At 44.3% G+C, this 16,310-nt stretch carries 17 protein-coding genes; 9 read left to right on the forward strand and 8 right to left on the reverse strand.

Translation table 11 applies throughout. The features are described 5' to 3' along the window. Positions 1 to 25: 25 nt before the first annotated feature. The 8 genes from RMO68_RS01915 to gyrA form a co-directional block, all read right to left on the reverse strand. Positions 26 to 964 (reverse strand): radical SAM protein, encoded by a 939-nt coding sequence (locus RMO68_RS01915; protein ID WP_310439017.1) that lies wholly within the window; start codon positions 962 to 964, stop codon positions 26 to 28. Between the two features lie 2 nt (positions 965 to 966). Then, a complete protein-coding gene (gene hemE, locus RMO68_RS01920) occupies positions 967 to 2,010 on the reverse strand; it encodes a uroporphyrinogen decarboxylase (protein ID WP_310439018.1) in 1,044 nt (347 codons plus the stop codon). Next, on the reverse strand, positions 2,003 to 2,527 hold the full coding sequence (locus RMO68_RS01925; protein WP_310439019.1) for a YqhA family protein: 525 nt from the start codon (positions 2,525 to 2,527) through the stop codon (positions 2,003 to 2,005). Before RMO68_RS01925 ends, hemE begins: the two co-directional genes overlap by 8 nt. 1 nt (position 2,528) lies before the next feature. Continuing rightward, a complete protein-coding gene (locus RMO68_RS01930; protein ID WP_310439020.1) occupies positions 2,529 to 3,557 on the reverse strand; it encodes an aspartate-semialdehyde dehydrogenase in 1,029 nt (342 codons plus the stop codon). A gap of 87 nt (positions 3,558 to 3,644) precedes the next feature. Continuing rightward, positions 3,645 to 4,799 (reverse strand): sigma-54 dependent transcriptional regulator, encoded by a 1,155-nt coding sequence (locus RMO68_RS01935; protein WP_310439021.1) that lies wholly within the window; start codon positions 4,797 to 4,799, stop codon positions 3,645 to 3,647. 14 nt (positions 4,800 to 4,813) lie between these two features. Then, complete coding sequence (locus RMO68_RS01940) at positions 4,814 to 5,221, reverse strand: hypothetical protein (RefSeq protein ID WP_310439022.1); 408 nt, start codon at positions 5,219 to 5,221, stop codon at positions 4,814 to 4,816. Beyond that, entirely contained in the window at positions 5,170 to 5,628 is a 459-nt protein-coding gene (locus tag RMO68_RS01945) for an LPP20 family lipoprotein (RefSeq protein WP_310439023.1), read from the reverse strand. The genes RMO68_RS01940 and RMO68_RS01945 overlap by 52 nt, the downstream gene beginning before the upstream one ends. Before the next feature lie 49 nt (positions 5,629 to 5,677). Next, positions 5,678 to 8,170: a DNA gyrase subunit A gene (gene gyrA / locus RMO68_RS01950; protein WP_310439024.1), complete on the reverse strand. Its 2,493-nt coding sequence runs from the start codon at positions 8,168 to 8,170 to the stop codon at positions 5,678 to 5,680. 129 nt (positions 8,171 to 8,299) lie between these two features. Between gyrA and RMO68_RS01955 the strand changes: the two genes are divergently transcribed. From RMO68_RS01955 to exbB, 9 genes are all read left to right on the forward strand, one after another. After that, positions 8,300 to 8,638: a P-II family nitrogen regulator gene (locus RMO68_RS01955; RefSeq protein ID WP_310439025.1), complete on the forward strand. Its 339-nt coding sequence runs from the start codon at positions 8,300 to 8,302 to the stop codon at positions 8,636 to 8,638. Between the two features lie 197 nt (positions 8,639 to 8,835). Further along, positions 8,836 to 10,167, forward strand: a complete 1,332-nt coding sequence (locus tag RMO68_RS01960) for an ammonium transporter (RefSeq protein ID WP_310439026.1) — start codon at positions 8,836 to 8,838, stop codon at positions 10,165 to 10,167. Positions 10,168 to 10,180: 13 nt separating this feature from the next. Then, entirely contained in the window at positions 10,181 to 10,519 is a 339-nt protein-coding gene (locus tag RMO68_RS01965) for a P-II family nitrogen regulator (protein ID WP_310439027.1), read from the forward strand. Between the two features lie 92 nt (positions 10,520 to 10,611). Further along, a complete protein-coding gene (locus tag RMO68_RS01970) occupies positions 10,612 to 11,790 on the forward strand; it encodes an ammonium transporter (protein WP_310439028.1) in 1,179 nt (392 codons plus the stop codon). Between the two features lie 213 nt (positions 11,791 to 12,003). Continuing rightward, positions 12,004 to 13,377: a phosphomannomutase/phosphoglucomutase gene (locus RMO68_RS01975; protein ID WP_310439029.1), complete on the forward strand. Its 1,374-nt coding sequence runs from the start codon at positions 12,004 to 12,006 to the stop codon at positions 13,375 to 13,377. Beyond that, positions 13,377 to 14,384 carry a dihydroorotase gene (gene pyrC / locus RMO68_RS01980; protein ID WP_310439030.1) on the forward strand — a complete coding sequence of 336 codons (1,008 nt, stop codon included), beginning with the start codon at positions 13,377 to 13,379 and terminating at the stop codon, positions 14,382 to 14,384. Before RMO68_RS01975 ends, pyrC begins: the two co-directional genes overlap by 1 nt. Further along, positions 14,374 to 15,030, forward strand: coding sequence for a response regulator transcription factor (locus tag RMO68_RS01985; protein WP_310439031.1), 657 nt, complete (start codon positions 14,374 to 14,376; stop codon positions 15,028 to 15,030). Before pyrC ends, RMO68_RS01985 begins: the two co-directional genes overlap by 11 nt. Beyond that, a complete protein-coding gene (locus tag RMO68_RS01990) occupies positions 15,020 to 15,856 on the forward strand; it encodes a HAMP domain-containing sensor histidine kinase (RefSeq protein WP_310439033.1) in 837 nt (278 codons plus the stop codon). The genes RMO68_RS01985 and RMO68_RS01990 overlap by 11 nt, the downstream gene beginning before the upstream one ends. After that, on the forward strand, positions 15,856 to 16,308 hold the full coding sequence (exbB, locus tag RMO68_RS01995; RefSeq protein WP_310439034.1) for a TonB-system energizer ExbB: 453 nt from the start codon (positions 15,856 to 15,858) through the stop codon (positions 16,306 to 16,308). Before RMO68_RS01990 ends, exbB begins: the two co-directional genes overlap by 1 nt. Positions 16,309 to 16,310: the final 2 nt, after the last annotated feature.

A 16,310-nucleotide genomic window follows, 5' to 3' on the forward strand; every position in this document is an offset into this window, starting at 1 on the left:
GCTGAATTGTCAATAACAAAGGGGCTTATTTAGAGCGTTTTCGATCAATATTTTCGACAGGGGTAAAGAAAATTACGTTTGAACGCTCGATTTGTACGATTTTCCCTTTTTTGAGGAGATTTTGAAAACGTTGTTTGGAGTCAAAATCGAAAAGAGCTTCAATATCATCTATACTTAGAGGACGTTTATCTAGTGTGGTGAGAATTTCTTCATCAGTGTATCTGCTAGGTGTTGCATTGGCATGAGTACGTGAAACAATATGAATCGGCAACACCGGATCAAAAAGCTGAGAGAGGGTATAAAGTTCCTCAAAACTGAGTCCTTGAACGGCATAAGCAGGGGGCCGATCAATGGTGCCGATATCGATCCGATCACATTCTAGGCGCATGAGGGTACGGTTTAATGCTTCAATCTCATTCGGTGAGTCATTGACTCCTTTGACAAATAAAATTTCGATAAAAAGTTTTCCCTCAAAAGTATGTGAAAATCGGAAGATACTCTCGATGATATCCTCAATTTCGATCCCCTCGGCAGGACGATCAATTTTTTTGAATGTTTCGGCGGTAGCTGCATCGAGTGAGAGTTTGACTTGGTCAAGTTTTAAAAAGGTATTAAATACGTTAGGTTCACTCAAGCCGGCACTATTGGTGAGGATCAGGGTTTGAATAGAGCCTTTGAGTGTATCGATCTTTTCAATTAATTCGTTTAAATACGGATACATCGTCGGTTCACCGTTAGCGGTGATGGTAATAACATCGATAGAGGGGTATTTACTCAGGGCCTCTTTTAAATCAGTGAGAATGGTTTCAACGGGAATGATAGTATGTTGATGCTCTATTGCGGGTGCAGGGGCGAGTTCACAGTAGAGGCAATCAAAGTTACATTGTTTAGTAGATGGGGAGAGATCGATCCCAAGAGATACACCGAAACGGCGTGAATGGACGGGACCGAAGATTGTGGACATGATTAGGCTTTTTTACTCACACGTTGGCATTCACGGACAAAGTGGCGTGCATTTTCAACCGGAACATCAGGGAGAATCCCGTGACCGAGATTGAAAATATGACGATGTCCGCCCATGATCTCTTGGATTGCTTCAACACATGCGGTGGTTTGTTCTTGGGAATACAAACGGCACGGTTCCATGTTTCCTTGCAATACATAGCGATCCCCCAATTTCTCTTTCGCCAAGGCCATAGGGGTACTCCAGTCGACACCGAAAACATCAAAATTCCCGTAGACTTTATCTAAAAAGGCTGGGATACCTTTTGGGAACATGATAACAGGAATGTGAGGATATTTCTCTTTGAGATACTCGGCGATTTCCACCATGTAGCTCCATGAGAACTCATCGTAACGACTTGGCTCGATCGCTGCTGCCCAACTGTCGAAGATTTGGACGACATCGATCCCCGATTGGATCTGTTTTTCCATATAAAGTTTGACGACATCGGTCACTTTACGGAGGATTTTATGAAGCAGTTCAGGGTTGGAATACATCATCTTTTTACAGATATTATAGGTTTTTGTCCCTTGTCCCTCGATCATATAGGTTGCGAGCGTCCACGGTGCACCCGTAAAACCGATGAGGGCTTTGTTATCACCGCGCGCATCGAGCTGTGCACGTAAAATTTTGATCGTATCATACACGTAGGTGAGTTTAGATGCCGCTTCTTCGCCATCAATAAGCTCATCCAGATCTTCTTCGAATGCGATAGGCTTGTCAAATACTGGGCCTTCCCCTTTGATGAAGTCGAGTTTCATCCCCATTTCGTTCGGAACGACCAAAATATCGCTGAACAAAATCGCCGCATCGACACCGACGAGATCGACAGGTTGAAGGGTTACTTCTGCCGCCATATCGGGAGCATGACAAAGGTTGAGGAAATTGCCGGCACGGCGGCGCACTTCCATATACTCAGGGAGATAGCGTCCCGCTTGACGCATCATCCATACGGGAGTATACGGGGTCTCTTTTCCGAAACAGGCATCAACGAAAATCTTACTCATGGTGACCTACTTTGCTAAGAAAATAAAGACCGACGGCTACTGCCGTGATCGAAAGAGCTAAATAAAGTAACTCTAATGCTCCGGTAAATTCGGTATGTCCCACTTTTTGAAAAAATCCGACGACCAAAACCATCACAATGACTTTAGAGATTTTATCTTTGAGCTGATCGAGTGAATGGACGGCGAGAAGTTGGTTTTCTTTGCCGTGTTCATCTTTTGCCGGATCGATATCGGAGATAAAGAGCTCATAGAGTCCAAACGAGAAAATAATCATAACGACACCGATAAGGTACAAGTCAACCGCACCGATGATACCTCCGACGACTGTTTCATGGAACCCCTCAGGGTGCGCATGGGTAAGATAGGTATTGATGACATAGGATGTGGTGTAGTAAATATCAAAGCTGGCAATAGCAAAGAGGACAACTGCTCCGAGTAATCCAAAAACAACCGCCAGAATAATGATGAATCGCGAACTCCAAAGGCCGTTCTCAAATAGATTTTCTAGAAAATTCATTTTATTCTCCTTGCATCTCTACCCATTTTTGGGCAATTCGTACGGCATTGGTTGCGGCACCGACACGAAGGTTATCGGCAACAACCCACATGTGAAGAACATTGTCACGGAAAATATCATTGCGGATGCGTCCTACAAATGTCTCATTTTGATCCATACAAAGTGATGGCATCGGGTAGATACTCTCGCTTGGGGTATCCAAAACGATGATATTCGGTGCTTTGCTCAAAAGCTCACGCGCTTCGGCAGCATCCACCGCGCCGTCAAACGTGAGGGTAAGGGTTTCCGCATGACCGCGAAGCGTCGGGATACGGACACAGGTTGCACTCACTTCAATATCTTTGTGCATAATTTTTTGAGTCTCATTTACCATTTTGAGCTCTTCTTTGGTATAGCCGTTATCGGTGAATGAATCGATTTGAGGAATAGCATTGAGTGCGATGCGGTGAGCGAATTTTTTCGGTTCCATATCATCGAGTTTGAACGCGAAAAAAGCTTGCATTTGCTCCACAAGCTCTTCCATTCCCGTTTTCCCCGCACCTGATGTGGCTTGGTAGGTACTGACATCGATGCGCTGCAAATCATAAGCATCATCGAGCGGTTTAAGGGCTTGCACCATTTGAATAGTAGAACAGTTAGGGTTAGCAATGATACCTCGGTTACGCCACTGAGCGATATCCTCAGGGTTCACTTCAGGAACGACAAGAGGGACATCCTCATACATACGAAAATGGCTCGTATTATCGATTACGACGGCTCCTGCTTTGGCTGCGTAAGGTGCAAACTCTGCTGATACACTTCCTCCGGCACTAAAGAGGGCAATTTCAATCTCTTCCTCATCGAATACAGTGGGAGTTAACTCTTTGATGACGAGTTTTTTATCGTTAAAGGTAATAGTATTGCCAGCACTGCGGGCACTCGCCAACGGAACGAGTTTAGCAAGAGGGAAATCAATCTCTTCAAAAATGCGTAAAATTTCTTCTCCGACGGCACCGCTGGCACCGACAATCGCGACATTGTAAAGTTTCATAGGAAGCTTTCCTTGAGAGGGGATGAACCGCCTCTGAATATTTTTCCGCGATTATAGCGAATGCTGACTTGTAGAGGATTGAAAGATTTAGATTCTTCCTAAACCGCGTGCTTCCAAAAAGAGATCGTCGGTATCGATAATCGCTCCGTCACTTAAAATGGCCGAGCGCTCTACCACAGAGATCAGTTCACGGATATTTCCGGGCCAATTGTAGTTTTCAAGAGCGTTACGTGCCGATGTTGTAAAGGACTTCATGTCAAAGCCGTATTGTGTGCAATAACGTTCCAATGCGGCTTCTGCAATAGAGAGAATTTCTTCACGTCGTTCACGCAAAGGAGGAATATTGAGGGGAATAGTATTAAGACGATAATAGAGATCTTCGCGAAATTTGCCTTCGGTTATTTTGCAATGTAAATCAGCATTGGTGGCACAAATGATCCGAACATCGATCTTTGTGTTTTTTGAAGATCCCAAACGGCGAATTTCCCTCTCTTGGAGTACTCGTAATAATTTTGCTTGGAGAGGATAGGGCATTTCGGCAATTTCATCCAAAAATAGCGTGCCCCCTTCAGCTTGTTCAAACTGTCCGGTTTTCGCTTCGGTTGCATCGGTAAAGGCCCCCTTTTCGAAGCCGAACAGCTCACTCTCTATCAGGTTATCGGGGATGGCCGCCATATTGATGGCGATAAAGGGTTTGGCTGAGCGTGGTGAACTTTCATGAATATGACGCGCAAATACCTCTTTCCCGACTCCGCTTTCTCCTAAGAGCATCATACTCGCATCGGTAACGGCAGCTTTGGCTATACGCATGAGAAGCTGATCCAGTGCAGGGGAAGAGCCTAAAATATTGTCATTTCGAGGAGATTCTTGAGGAAAGGATTTTTGAGATTTTTTAGCAACAGCTGCCGTTCGCTCGATAGCGGTGACTAAGGTTTCAATTTCAAAGGGCTTGAGGAGAAAATCTTTAACTCCAAGCTGAATTGATTCGATAGCACGGGTAAGAGTAGCATTTCCGGTGATAATAATCACCTCATACTTTCCTCCCAAAGTTTTGACAAATTCGATGCCGTCCATCCCGGGCATATTAATATCACTAATGATCAGTTCAAAAGAGTCATCAAGTTTTTTAAGGGCATCACGAGCGTTTTTGAAAGTGTGAATTTCGTATTTTTCATAGTCGCCCATCGCTATTTCTAGCGATTTGCGCATATTTATATCATCTTCAACAATTGCAATTTTCATTCAATAACCACCCCTTATTTAGTTGCGGTTATTGTAACAGACTCATCATTAAACTCGACTGCATAGCACTTTGTCGGCAATGTGAGAGAATTGAGTGTTTGGATTTGGGCTGAGGTAAAAGAATCATTGCTCTTAACCCGAAGTTCATCGGAAGCGGCAAACTCTAAAAAAGCGGTTTGCTCACGTTTTAATATGCTTTCTAAAGACTCTAGAGGGAAGCGTTTTAAGATGATAACGGAAGAGGAGTTTTCTGAATGACAGGGGCGCATTGCTTTTGAAACCGTAAGTGTTTCATAAATAGCTTGAGTATTTTTTGCGGTAAGCCGATACCCTATATAGTAGTTATCGGCTCCGAAGGCGATAGAGCAGCTTAGTGCAAGACTCGTGAGTAGGAAAGGGAGATTTCCATTTCGACTTCGCACAGACCCTCTTTAAATGTAGTATTCATAATGTTGGCGCCGCGTACAAGTGCTTCAACCGACGTACGGGTAGATGATTGTTGTAACATCATATTTTTGATGGTATCTTGCCCTTCAACTTGAACACCTTTTACTCGTTCAGCGATCAGACGATACCCATCAACCATAGCGGCACGTTTAGCTAACGCATAGGCTTGGGCGGGTGAAGCGGTTACCGATGGGGCAACCCCTTGTCCGATAACGGTGATGACAAGTTCATTTTGTGATTTTAAAATGGGTTCGACACAATGACCGTCAGTGCCGCTATAGACACATTTTACTTTGGTTTCTGAAGATTCGTCGCTAGAGAAAAATCCCGCATGAAGTGCGGGAACAGCGAGAAGCAGTGCAAGAAGAGCAGAGATTCGCATTCGGGTTCCTTCGGGTAAGTATGGAATAATTACCCAAATACAGCAAATACTATTCCAACTCTAATGTCGTCGGTTCACTTCCTTCATTTTCTTCGTTTTCGTCTTCTTCATCCTCTTTTTTCGGACAACGGGAAATACTGGCGACATCATCCCCTTTGATGATATAAACACCGCTGGTATTACGTCCCGATTTCGCAATGGTTTGCATATCGACACGGATCATTTTGCCCGCTTTGGTGAGTGCCATCATATCCATCGTCTCATCGACCATGAGACAGCCCACCACGGTTGTTCCGGTTTTCGCGTTGAGTTTCATCGCGATAACGCCGGTTCCTGCACGGTTAGTGAGGCGGTATTCTTCTGCCGTAGTACGTTTTCCGATCCCTTTTTCACTCACCATCAAGATCTCTTCTTCATCGGACTTGATGATATTGGCATCGACGACGACATCACCCTCTATTTTGAACTTGATACCGCGTACTCCGCGAGTGCTACGCCCTTGGTCACGTGTTTTTTCGATTTCGAATTTGATACATTGCGCGTATTTGGTGACGATAAAGAGATATTTTGTCTCTTCGGTCGCAATGTGTGCGGTAATCAATGCGTCATCGTCATCGAGGACAATCGCACGGACACCGTTGCTTCGGATATTTGAGAATTCATTCAATGCGGTACGTTTGACGACACCGTTTTGGGTAAAGAACACCAGTGATTTTTTCTCATCGAAGTCAGTTGTCGGGATGATTGAGCGGATTTTTTCATCGGCTTCAAGGTTGATGAGATTAACTACCGCTTTACCTTTAGCCGTACGTGATCCCTCAGGGATTTTGTACACTTTGAGCCAGTGGAGCTGTCCGCGATCGGTCACGAACATCAACGTATCATGGGTGTTGCAGGTATAGAATTTCTCGATAAAGTCATCATCGTAAGTGGTTACGGCAATTTTCCCTTTTCCGCCTCGGATTTGTTTCTCATACGCTACCAACGGTACACGTTTGATGTATCCGCGATGAGAAATGGTGACAACCATCGGTTCATTCGGGATTAAATCTTCGATATTGATATCATCGTAGTTGTCTTCGATATCGGTAACGCGAGGAATGTTGAATTGTTCAACGAGTTCGACGAATTCACCTTTAATAATACCTTTGAGAACCTCTTCGCTTCGGAGGATACTTTCAAGGTAGTCGATGTGCGCCAAAATCTCTTTGAGCTCATTTTCGATTTTGTCACGCTCTAAACCGGTGAGGCGTTGGAGACGCATATCCAAAATCGCTTGAGCTTGGATAGGGGAGAAACCGAATGTGTCGATCAAACCGGTTTTTGCCGCTTCACCGTCGGCACTTGCACGGATCAGTTTGATAATCGCTTCGATATGGTCAAGCGCTTTTTTCAAACCTTCTAAGATGTGGGCGCGTGCTTTTGCTTTTTCAAGGTCGAAAATAGTACGGCGAATAATGACCGTTTTACGGTGGTTGATGAAATGACCCAACATTTCTAAAAGGGTGAATACCCGAGGCTCTTGATTGAATACCGAGAGCATGATGATTCCGAATGTGGTCTCCATGTTGGTCGATTTATAAAGATTGTTGAGGACAATTTCGCTCATCGCATCGCGTTTGAGTTCGATAACGACGCGGATACCCTCGCGGTCGGATTCATCGCGGATCTCACTGATACCTTCGATAAATTTGTCTTTTACCAAATCGGCGATGGTTTCGATCAGACGTGCTTTGTTGACTTGATACGGTAATTCATCGATAACGATGACATCTTTATTGGCTTTTTTCTCGATATGCGTTTTAGCGCGAACACGGATACGTCCTCGTCCTGTCTCATACGCGTCTAAAATTCCTTTTTTACCGTAAATAGTTCCTCCGGTAGGAAAATCGGGCGCTTTTATGAATTGCATAATATCAATGAGAGAGGCGTTTGGATTATCCATAAGATAAACAAGGGCACTTAAAACCTCATTCGGATTGTGAGGAGGGATATTGGTTGCCATACCGACCGCAATACCGCTTGAACCGTTGATAAGTAGGTTTGGAACACGAGTCGGAAGGACTTCGGGCTCTTGGGTTGTACCGTCATAGTTGTCGATCATGTCGACGGTATCTTTTTCAAGATCTTTTAAGAGCTCTCCGGCATAACGGGTCATACGCGCTTCGGTATAACGCATTGCAGCCGCGTTGTCACCGTCAACTGAACCGAAGTTCCCTTGACCGTCGACAAGCGGTGCGCGCATCGCAAACGGCTGTGCCATACGAACCAGTGCATCGTAAACAGAGGTATCTCCGTGCGGGTGGTACTGACCGATAACATCCCCGACGATACGGGCTGATTTTTTATATTTTGCGCCGGCGGATAGACTCAATTTATCCATTGCGTAAAGGATACGGCGGTGAACAGGTTTGAGACCGTCACGTACATCAGGAAGAGCTCGTCCGATGATGACGCTCATGGAGTAGTCAAGATAACTGCTCTTAAGAGTGTCTTCAATATTTATGTCATTAATTTCGCTGTTGTCTAGCAGATCGTTCATTTCGTCCCCAAAAGTGAAGATAAGGTTGCTGATTATATCCGAACGAGCCTTAAAGTCTAAAAACCTCTTCAATTTGATAAATTAATTAAATAAGGTTACAATTGCCTCAAATATCGTTGGAGATTATTAATGAAAAAAATTGAAGCGGTTATCAAGCCATTTAAACTTGAAGACGTAAAAGATGCCCTTGCCGAAATCGGTATTACGGGTATGACGGTAAGTGAAGTAAAAGGGTACGGGCGACAAAAAGGGCACAGTGAGTTGTATCGCGGTGCGGAATACGTCGTTGATTTTCTTCCGAAGATTAAAATGGAGATGGTCGTTGATGATGATATGGTAGATCAAGTGGTCAATACCGTTGTTGAAGCGGCACGTACCGGAAAAATCGGAGACGGTAAAATTTTTATCAGTGATATAAATAAAATCATCCGTATCCGTACGGGTGAAACCGACAGCGAAGCGATCTAAAAACTATAACTACAAAACTCTTCTGCACCTTTTCACCCGAGAGGGTGAGAGGAACACTCTTAATCTTTGAAATAACACAAAAAGCGCTTGTTTGAATTTCATCTTTATAATTGGTTAAAAATTAATCAATTATCTGCACTCTCACCTTTCGATTACTCTGTACAATGGTACCTGACATTTACGTTTAAGGAGAAAAAATGAAAAAGTGGCTTTTAGCTTTAGCGCTACTGGGCGTATCGGCATTTGCCGAAGATGCTGCAGCACCTGTGCTTAACTCAGGAGATACTGCATGGATGATGATGTCAACAGCACTCGTTATGTTGATGACACCGATCGGTTTGGCATTATTTTACAGCGGGATGACCCGTTCAAAAAATATTCTTAATACCTTTGCAATGGTATTCGGTGCATTTGCGGTTTCTTTTATCGCATGGGTAGTAGCCGGTTTTTCTATCGCGTTTGGAACAATGGACGGTTCAATGAACCAAGTTATCGGAGGTTTCGGTCATATTATGCTTAGCGGCATCAGTTGGACTGAATTCGCGAGCGTTGATTTGGGTCAGTTGTATCCGAAATTCGTATTCGTAGTATTCCAAGGAACATTTGCGGCAATCACGGTAGCGATCGTTGCGGGTTCTGTAATTGAGCGTATGAAATTTTCTACATGGATGGTTTTTGCTTTCATCTGGACAATTGTTGTTTATGCTCCGATTACCCATATGGTATGGGGTGGCGGTTACCTTTTCAACGAAGGTGCTCTTGACTTCGCGGGTGGTACGGTTGTTCATATGAACGGTGGTTTGGCTGGTTTAGTATTGGCTGTTTTGATCGGTAAACGTGCGGGCTATCCAAAAGTAGCTATGAAACCTGCAAGTGTTATCTTGACAGCTCTTGGTGCGGGTCTTCTATGGTTCGGTTGGTACGGTTTTAACGGTGGATCTGCTTTCGGTGCAAACGCTATCGCCGGTCTTGCTTATTTGACAACGACTATTGCTGCGGCGGTTGCTACGGTTACATGGATTGTGGTTGAGTATGCGGTATTCAAAAAACCGACATTGCTCGGTGCGGCAACCGGTGCGATCGCAGGGTTGGTAGCTATTACTCCGGCAGCGGGTTTCGTAGGAGTTAACGGTGCATTTATCATCGGTATTTCAGGGGCATTGATCGCATTCTTCGGAGTAACGGCTCTCAAGAAAAAATTGGGTTACGACGATTCATTGGATGCTTTCGGAGTACACTTCCTTGCAGGTCTTTGGGGTGCGATTGCAACCGGTATTTTTGCAGCGTACACACCGAATACTGACAACGCACTTCTCTGGTCAGGACCGTTGAAAGATGCAGGTGATCGTATGGGACAAATCATGGTTCAAGCAGAATCTGTTTTGGTTGTCGGACTATTCACATTGGTCGGTACGATCGTAGTGTACTATATTGCAATGGCATTGACCGGCGGTTCACGTATTAACGAAGAACAAGAGAGCCAAGGCTTGGATGAATCAGTACACGGTGAACGTGGATTTAATCTATAAGAAGGAATGAACAATGAAAAAAATTGAAGCGGTTATCAAACCATTTAAACTTGAAGATGTAAAAGATGCCCTTGCCGAAATCGGTATTACGGGTATGACGGTAAGCGAAGTAAAAGGGTACGGGCGACAAAAAGGGCACAGTGAGTTGTATCGCGGTGCTGAGTATGTCGTTGACTTTTTACCAAAAATTAAAATGGAGATGGTGGTTGATGACGCGATGGTAGATCAAGTGGTCAATACCGTTGTTGAAGCGGCACGTACCGGAAAAATCGGTGACGGTAAAATCTTTGTAAGCGATATCAGTAAAATTGTCCGTATCCGTACGGGTGAGATGGATATCGAAGCGATTTAATCCGATTGATTAAAAATTAATCAGTTATACTTCTAAATCCTATATATTTGAATATATAATGCACACCTTTATTCTTAAATTAAAGGTGTTGCATGGATACTGCCTACGTTATTGATACCCTTTTTACCCTCTTTTCAATCACCCTTATTATCTTAATGGTTCCCGGATTTGCAATGCTCGAAGCAGGGCTCGTACGCACTAAAAATGTTTCCAGTGTATTGACCGTTAATGTTATGATCTACGCGGTAGCGTCGATGGCTTTTATTTTGGTCGGATTTCATTTGGCATTCGGTGGCTTTCAAAGTCAAACGATGAGTCAATGGGCATTTTTTATGTTTCAAATGGCGTTTGTCGGTAAGGCAATTAACATTATGAGCGGTGGAGTCGGTGAGCGAGCAAAATTGCTCCCGTTAACACTTTTTACAGTAGTTATGGGTGCATTTATCTACCCTACGGTGGTTAATATCAGTTGGGGAAGCGATTGGTTGGCCGGAACGGTGCTGGATCTCAATTTTGTTGATTTGGCAGGCTCAACCGTTATCCACTCGACAGGGGGATGGGCATTGCTCGCCGCTATTTTGGTGATCGGAGCCCGTAAAGGGCGTTATGTTCAGGGGCAAATTCGGGTTATCCCTGCATCCAATATCCCTCTTGTGGTATTGGGGGCGATGCTGTTGTGGATCGGATGGTTCGGATTCAATGGCGGATCGGTGGGATCGATTTCGACTAAAGAGGCGGCAGATAGCGTCGCATTGACGATTTTTAATACCAATACCGCAGGGCTTGCCGGAGCAATTTCCACCGGTTTCTTGATTTATCTGCGCTACAAACTTTTTGATATTACGATGATTCTCAACGGTGCGCTGGGTGGATTGGTTGCTATTACGGCAGGGCCTCATTTGTATACGATGGTCGATTCCATTATCATCGGCGGTATCGGCGGCGTTCTCGTCGTTTTGGCGGTACCGTTGTTTGATCGTTTCCGCATTGATGATCCGGTGGGAGCGTTATCGGTTCATTTGGTTAACGGTATTTGGGGAACCCTTGCGGTGGGTATTTTTGCTTCAGACCCGATCAAAGGGATTAGTTTGATGAATCAGCTCAAAGGGGTTGGTGTCATTGCTATCTTTGTTTTTAGTGTTTCATTTACTATTATCTATGTGATGAATAAAATCATTGCATTTCGTGCTTCGGATGAAGATCAACTAGAAGGACTTGACGTTAGTGAATGCGGCCTTGAAGCCTATCCCGAATTTAAAAGGGCGATTTGATTTATTACGCCATCGGAACGCGTCCCGATTGGCTACGCTAACGCTGAGTTTCGCTCGGCGCGATGCCCACGCGCAGAATCCGCGCTAATTCACCTCTTCTTAACACTATTGTAACACTTCTTTATTATTCTTCCGAGGGGCTTGTAGCCCCACAAAAGACTCTTTTAACTACCTCGTTGTATAATTTGTTAATGTTGCTTAAAAAGGGAAATAATGTCTATTTATCGTGAATATGATATCCGCGGAATTTATGAGAAAGAGTTGAATGAAGAGACAATTACCCGATTAGGATATGCGTTGGCAGATGAGATGAGAGCGTTCGGAGAGTACGTAGCCGTCGGTTACGATGCCCGTTCGCACTCACCGATTTTATTTGAATATTTGGCTGCCGGACTTAATGCCGGAGGGATGAAAGTACTCGGTATGGGAATGGTTCCTACCCCTGTCAACTATTTTTGCAATTATCAAGAATTTGATGGCGTAACCGTTTGTGCCTCAGTGATGATTACCGGTTCTCATAATCCGAGTGAATACAACGGATTTAAAATCACGATCAATAAGGCCCCTTTCTTCGGCGAATCCATTTATGCACTCGGACGTAAAATAGAGACGTTGGCGTTTCCTCCCAAAGTTGAGCGTCAGGTTCGAGAGATCGATGCCCTTAGTCGGTATAAGCGCTTTATGGTCGAATCGTTCGGTCATTTGCGCGGAATGAAACAGCGGATCGTATATGATTGCGGTAACGGTGTTGCGGGACTTGCTATTGAAGATATTTTTAACACCCTTGAACTGAATGCTAAAGGGATTTACGTTGATCCCGACGGAACGTTTCCGAACCACCATCCCGATCCGAGTGAAGAGCATAATCTCGAAGATATTAAAAAACTTCTTGCTTCAGAGGGTGATATCGCATTTGCCTATGACGGTGATGCCGATCGCATCGCGGTTTTGACTCCGAAAAACAATATCAAAGGGGATATTATGGCCCTTTTGTTTGCATTGAAAATGAAAAATCCGACCGTTATCGGTGAGGTAAAATGTTCTCAGGTGATGTACGATACGTTGCGTGAACGTGGAGCAACAGCGGTGATGTATAAAACAGGCCATTCGAATCTCAAAGTAAAGATGAAAGAGCTTCATGCGGATTTGGCATGTGAAGTGAGCGGGCATGTCTTTTTTGCCGATCGTTATTTCGGATACGATGATGCGATTTACGCAACGTTGCGTATGCTTGAGCTTATTCACGAAGGGGTCGATCTGGATGCCGAAATAGCTAAACTTCCACAAGTTTTTTCGACTGAAGAGATTAAGGTGAAAACGACGGAACAGGAAAAATTTCCGTTGATGGCGAAGCTGAAAGAGTTGTTACAAACTCCTCCGGCATCGTTTCCGGCTATCAAAGAGATTATTGATGTTGACGGTGTGCGCGTTATTTTTGATAAAGGGTGGGGACTGGTGAGAGCGAGCAATACGACACCGGTACTCGTTACTCGCTTTGAATCGACCGAAGAAGCTGAAGCCGTGCGTTATGAGAATGCCCTTAATGCACTGATTCAAGTAGCCCAAAATGAATTGAAAGGCAAATAATGAAAAACCTTACTTTGACAATGCCTTTGGACATGCATCTTCATCTGCGCGACGGTGAGATGCTTGAGACGGTTGCTCCGCTTACCTCGTACAGTTTTAGCGGAGCTTTAGTGATGCCGAACCTTGTCCCTCCGGTAACGACGTTAGAAGGGGTAAAAGAGTATAAGAAACGGATCAAACATGCGATTGGACGGGATGATTTTGAACCTTTTATGACCCTCTTTTATCAAAATTACAGCAGAGCATTTTTGGAGAGCGTTCAAGATGAAATTACAGCGATAAAACTTTATCCCAGCGGGGTAACCACCAACTCTGAGGGGGGTGTGAGCTCTTTCGATATTGAATCGATGCGTGAAACACTTGAAGCGATGTCCGATTTGGGGATTATCCTCTCGGTTCACGGCGAGACCAACGGGTTTGTGATGGATCGTGAAGCCGAGTTTATGTCGGTTTATGAGATGCTCGCAGAGAATTTTCCGAAACTCAAAATCATAATGGAGCATATCACGACCGCCGAAGCGGTGGCGATGCTGGATCGTTATGAGAATCTATATGCGACAATCACGGTCCACCATCTCATCATTACCCTTGATGACGTAGCGGGGGGGATGTTGCGTCCCCATCTGTTTTGCAAACCGATTGCCAAACGCCCTGAAGATCGTGCGGCACTTTTAAAAGTGGCACTTGAGGCTCATTCGAAAGTGATGTTCGGTTCGGACAGCGCACCCCATCCGAAACATGCCAAAGAGTCGTGCGGATGCGGAGCGGGAGTGTTTACCGCCCCTATTGCGTTGCAGTTGCTGTGTGAGGTGTTTGAGGCGCATGACAAACTCGATAACCTCCAAGCCTTTGTCAGTGATAATGCGCAACGTATTTACGGCATTTGTGCCGAGTTTAAAGAGGTGGTATTGGTTAAACACGATTTTACGGTTCCGGATATGTACGGCACGGTTGTACCGATGCGAGCGGGAGAAACTCTAACATGGTCGATAGAGCGTGTTGACTAGAATTTTACTTCTCGAAGATGATTTGCTTTTTGGTGAATCGATTGTGGACGTACTCGAAGAGGAGGGGTTTGAAGTTATCCTTTGCCGTAACGGTCAAATTGCACTGGACGAAACCTATAAAAGTCATTTCGATCTTTACCTTCTTGATATTAATGTTCCCCTTATCGACGGCTTGTCACTTCTCAAAGAGTTACGCCGTGCAAACGACCGCACCCCTACTATTTATCTTTCCTCACATCAAGAGATTGAGACCCTTTCTCAGGCGTTTGAGATCGGGGCGGATGATTATCTAAAAAAACCGTTTAATACCGATGAGCTTCTTGTGCGGCTTCATGCACTATTACGTCGTAACAAAGGGAAAGAACGCCATTGTATCGGTGAACTTTGTCTTGATGAACTGCACAAGTGTATTCTAATGGGGGGAAAAGAGCTCTCTTTTTCCCTTAAAGAGTATCAATTGATGGCACTGTTTATCCGTAATGCGGGAGAAATTGTCACCAAAGAGATGATTATGGATACCCTCTGGAACCCTTCGGAAATGATTAGTGACGGGGCGATTCGGGTCTATATTAATCGTATTAAACAAGAGATAGGGGCCGATTTGATCGTTAACATTCGAGGATTGGGGTATCGTCTTGTTTCGTAATGTTGAAATTGCTTTGGCATCCCTTTATGTCACCACTACGGGGGTTTTGATCGCAGGCATTTACTATGTCCATCAAATATTAGGGGTGCAGCAGTGGGGGATTATCGCGTTTGTCTCTTTAATCATTACTTTAGGGGTGGGAGGCATTTTGGCAAAAATCGCGATTACTCCGTTACGAGAGCATTTTTACCATTTGGAACGTTTTTCCAAGGAGACGCTGCATGAGCTGAATCTCCCGATCAATACGATTACCGCCAATGTCCAAATGCTCCGTAAAACACACACCGATGAAAAAAGTCTCAAAAGGCTTGAACGGATTGAAATCGCTTCAGAGATGTTAAAAGAGCGCTATAATGAGCTTGATTATTTGATCAAGAAGCAAAGTGAACGGGAGAAAATCGAACACTTTGATTTACGCGAAGCAATTGAAGAGCGTTTTGTATTTTTACGCTCTCTCTACCCTTCGGCAACGTGGGAGATTAATCTTACTTCGTGTGAAGTGAACTGCGATCGAATCGGTTTGGGAAAAGTTATCGATAATTTAATCGAAAACGGGGTGAAATATTCACCCAAAAATCCTATAATCACGATCACACTTCGAGAGAATATCTTGAGTATTAGCGATCAGGGGATAGGGATGGATGAAATTACCCTGATGCATATTTACGACCGCTATTACCAAAGTGACTCTACTATGGCAGGATATGGGATCGGTTTGAATCTGGTGAAACGCTATTGTGATCGATACGGTATAGCATTGCACATCTCCTCTCGTATCCATGTGGGGACGAATGTTAAACTCGAATTTAAAAAAAGGGAAAAATAATGGAAAATAGTAGCTGGTTGGAATTTGCACACTCGGCGGTAGATTACGGGATTATCGGGATTTTAGTTTTGATGAGTGTTGTCTCCCTATGGCTTTTTATTGAGCGTCTGATGGCGTACGGTTCGGTGCGAATCAGTGATTACGATACCAAAGAAGAGTTAGAACTAGACCTTGGAAATAATGTCAGCACGATTGCAACTATCGGTTCCAATGCCCCTTATGTAGGACTTTTGGGAACGGTATTAGGGATCATGATTACCTTTTACTCCCTCGGCGATGTCGGTGCGGTTGATCCTAAGAAAATTATGACGGGGCTTGCTTTAGCGCTTAAAGCGACTGCAATGGGACTTGTTGTCGCAATCCCTGCAATCGTGTTTTACAATATTTTGCTCCGTAAAATGGAACGTCTTATTACGTTATGGGAAATTGACGCCCGTAAAAAACAAGGATAAGT

It is taken from the genome of Sulfuricurvum sp. (assembly GCF_031427015.1).
Lineage (GTDB): Bacteria > Campylobacterota > Campylobacteria > Campylobacterales > Sulfurimonadaceae > Sulfuricurvum.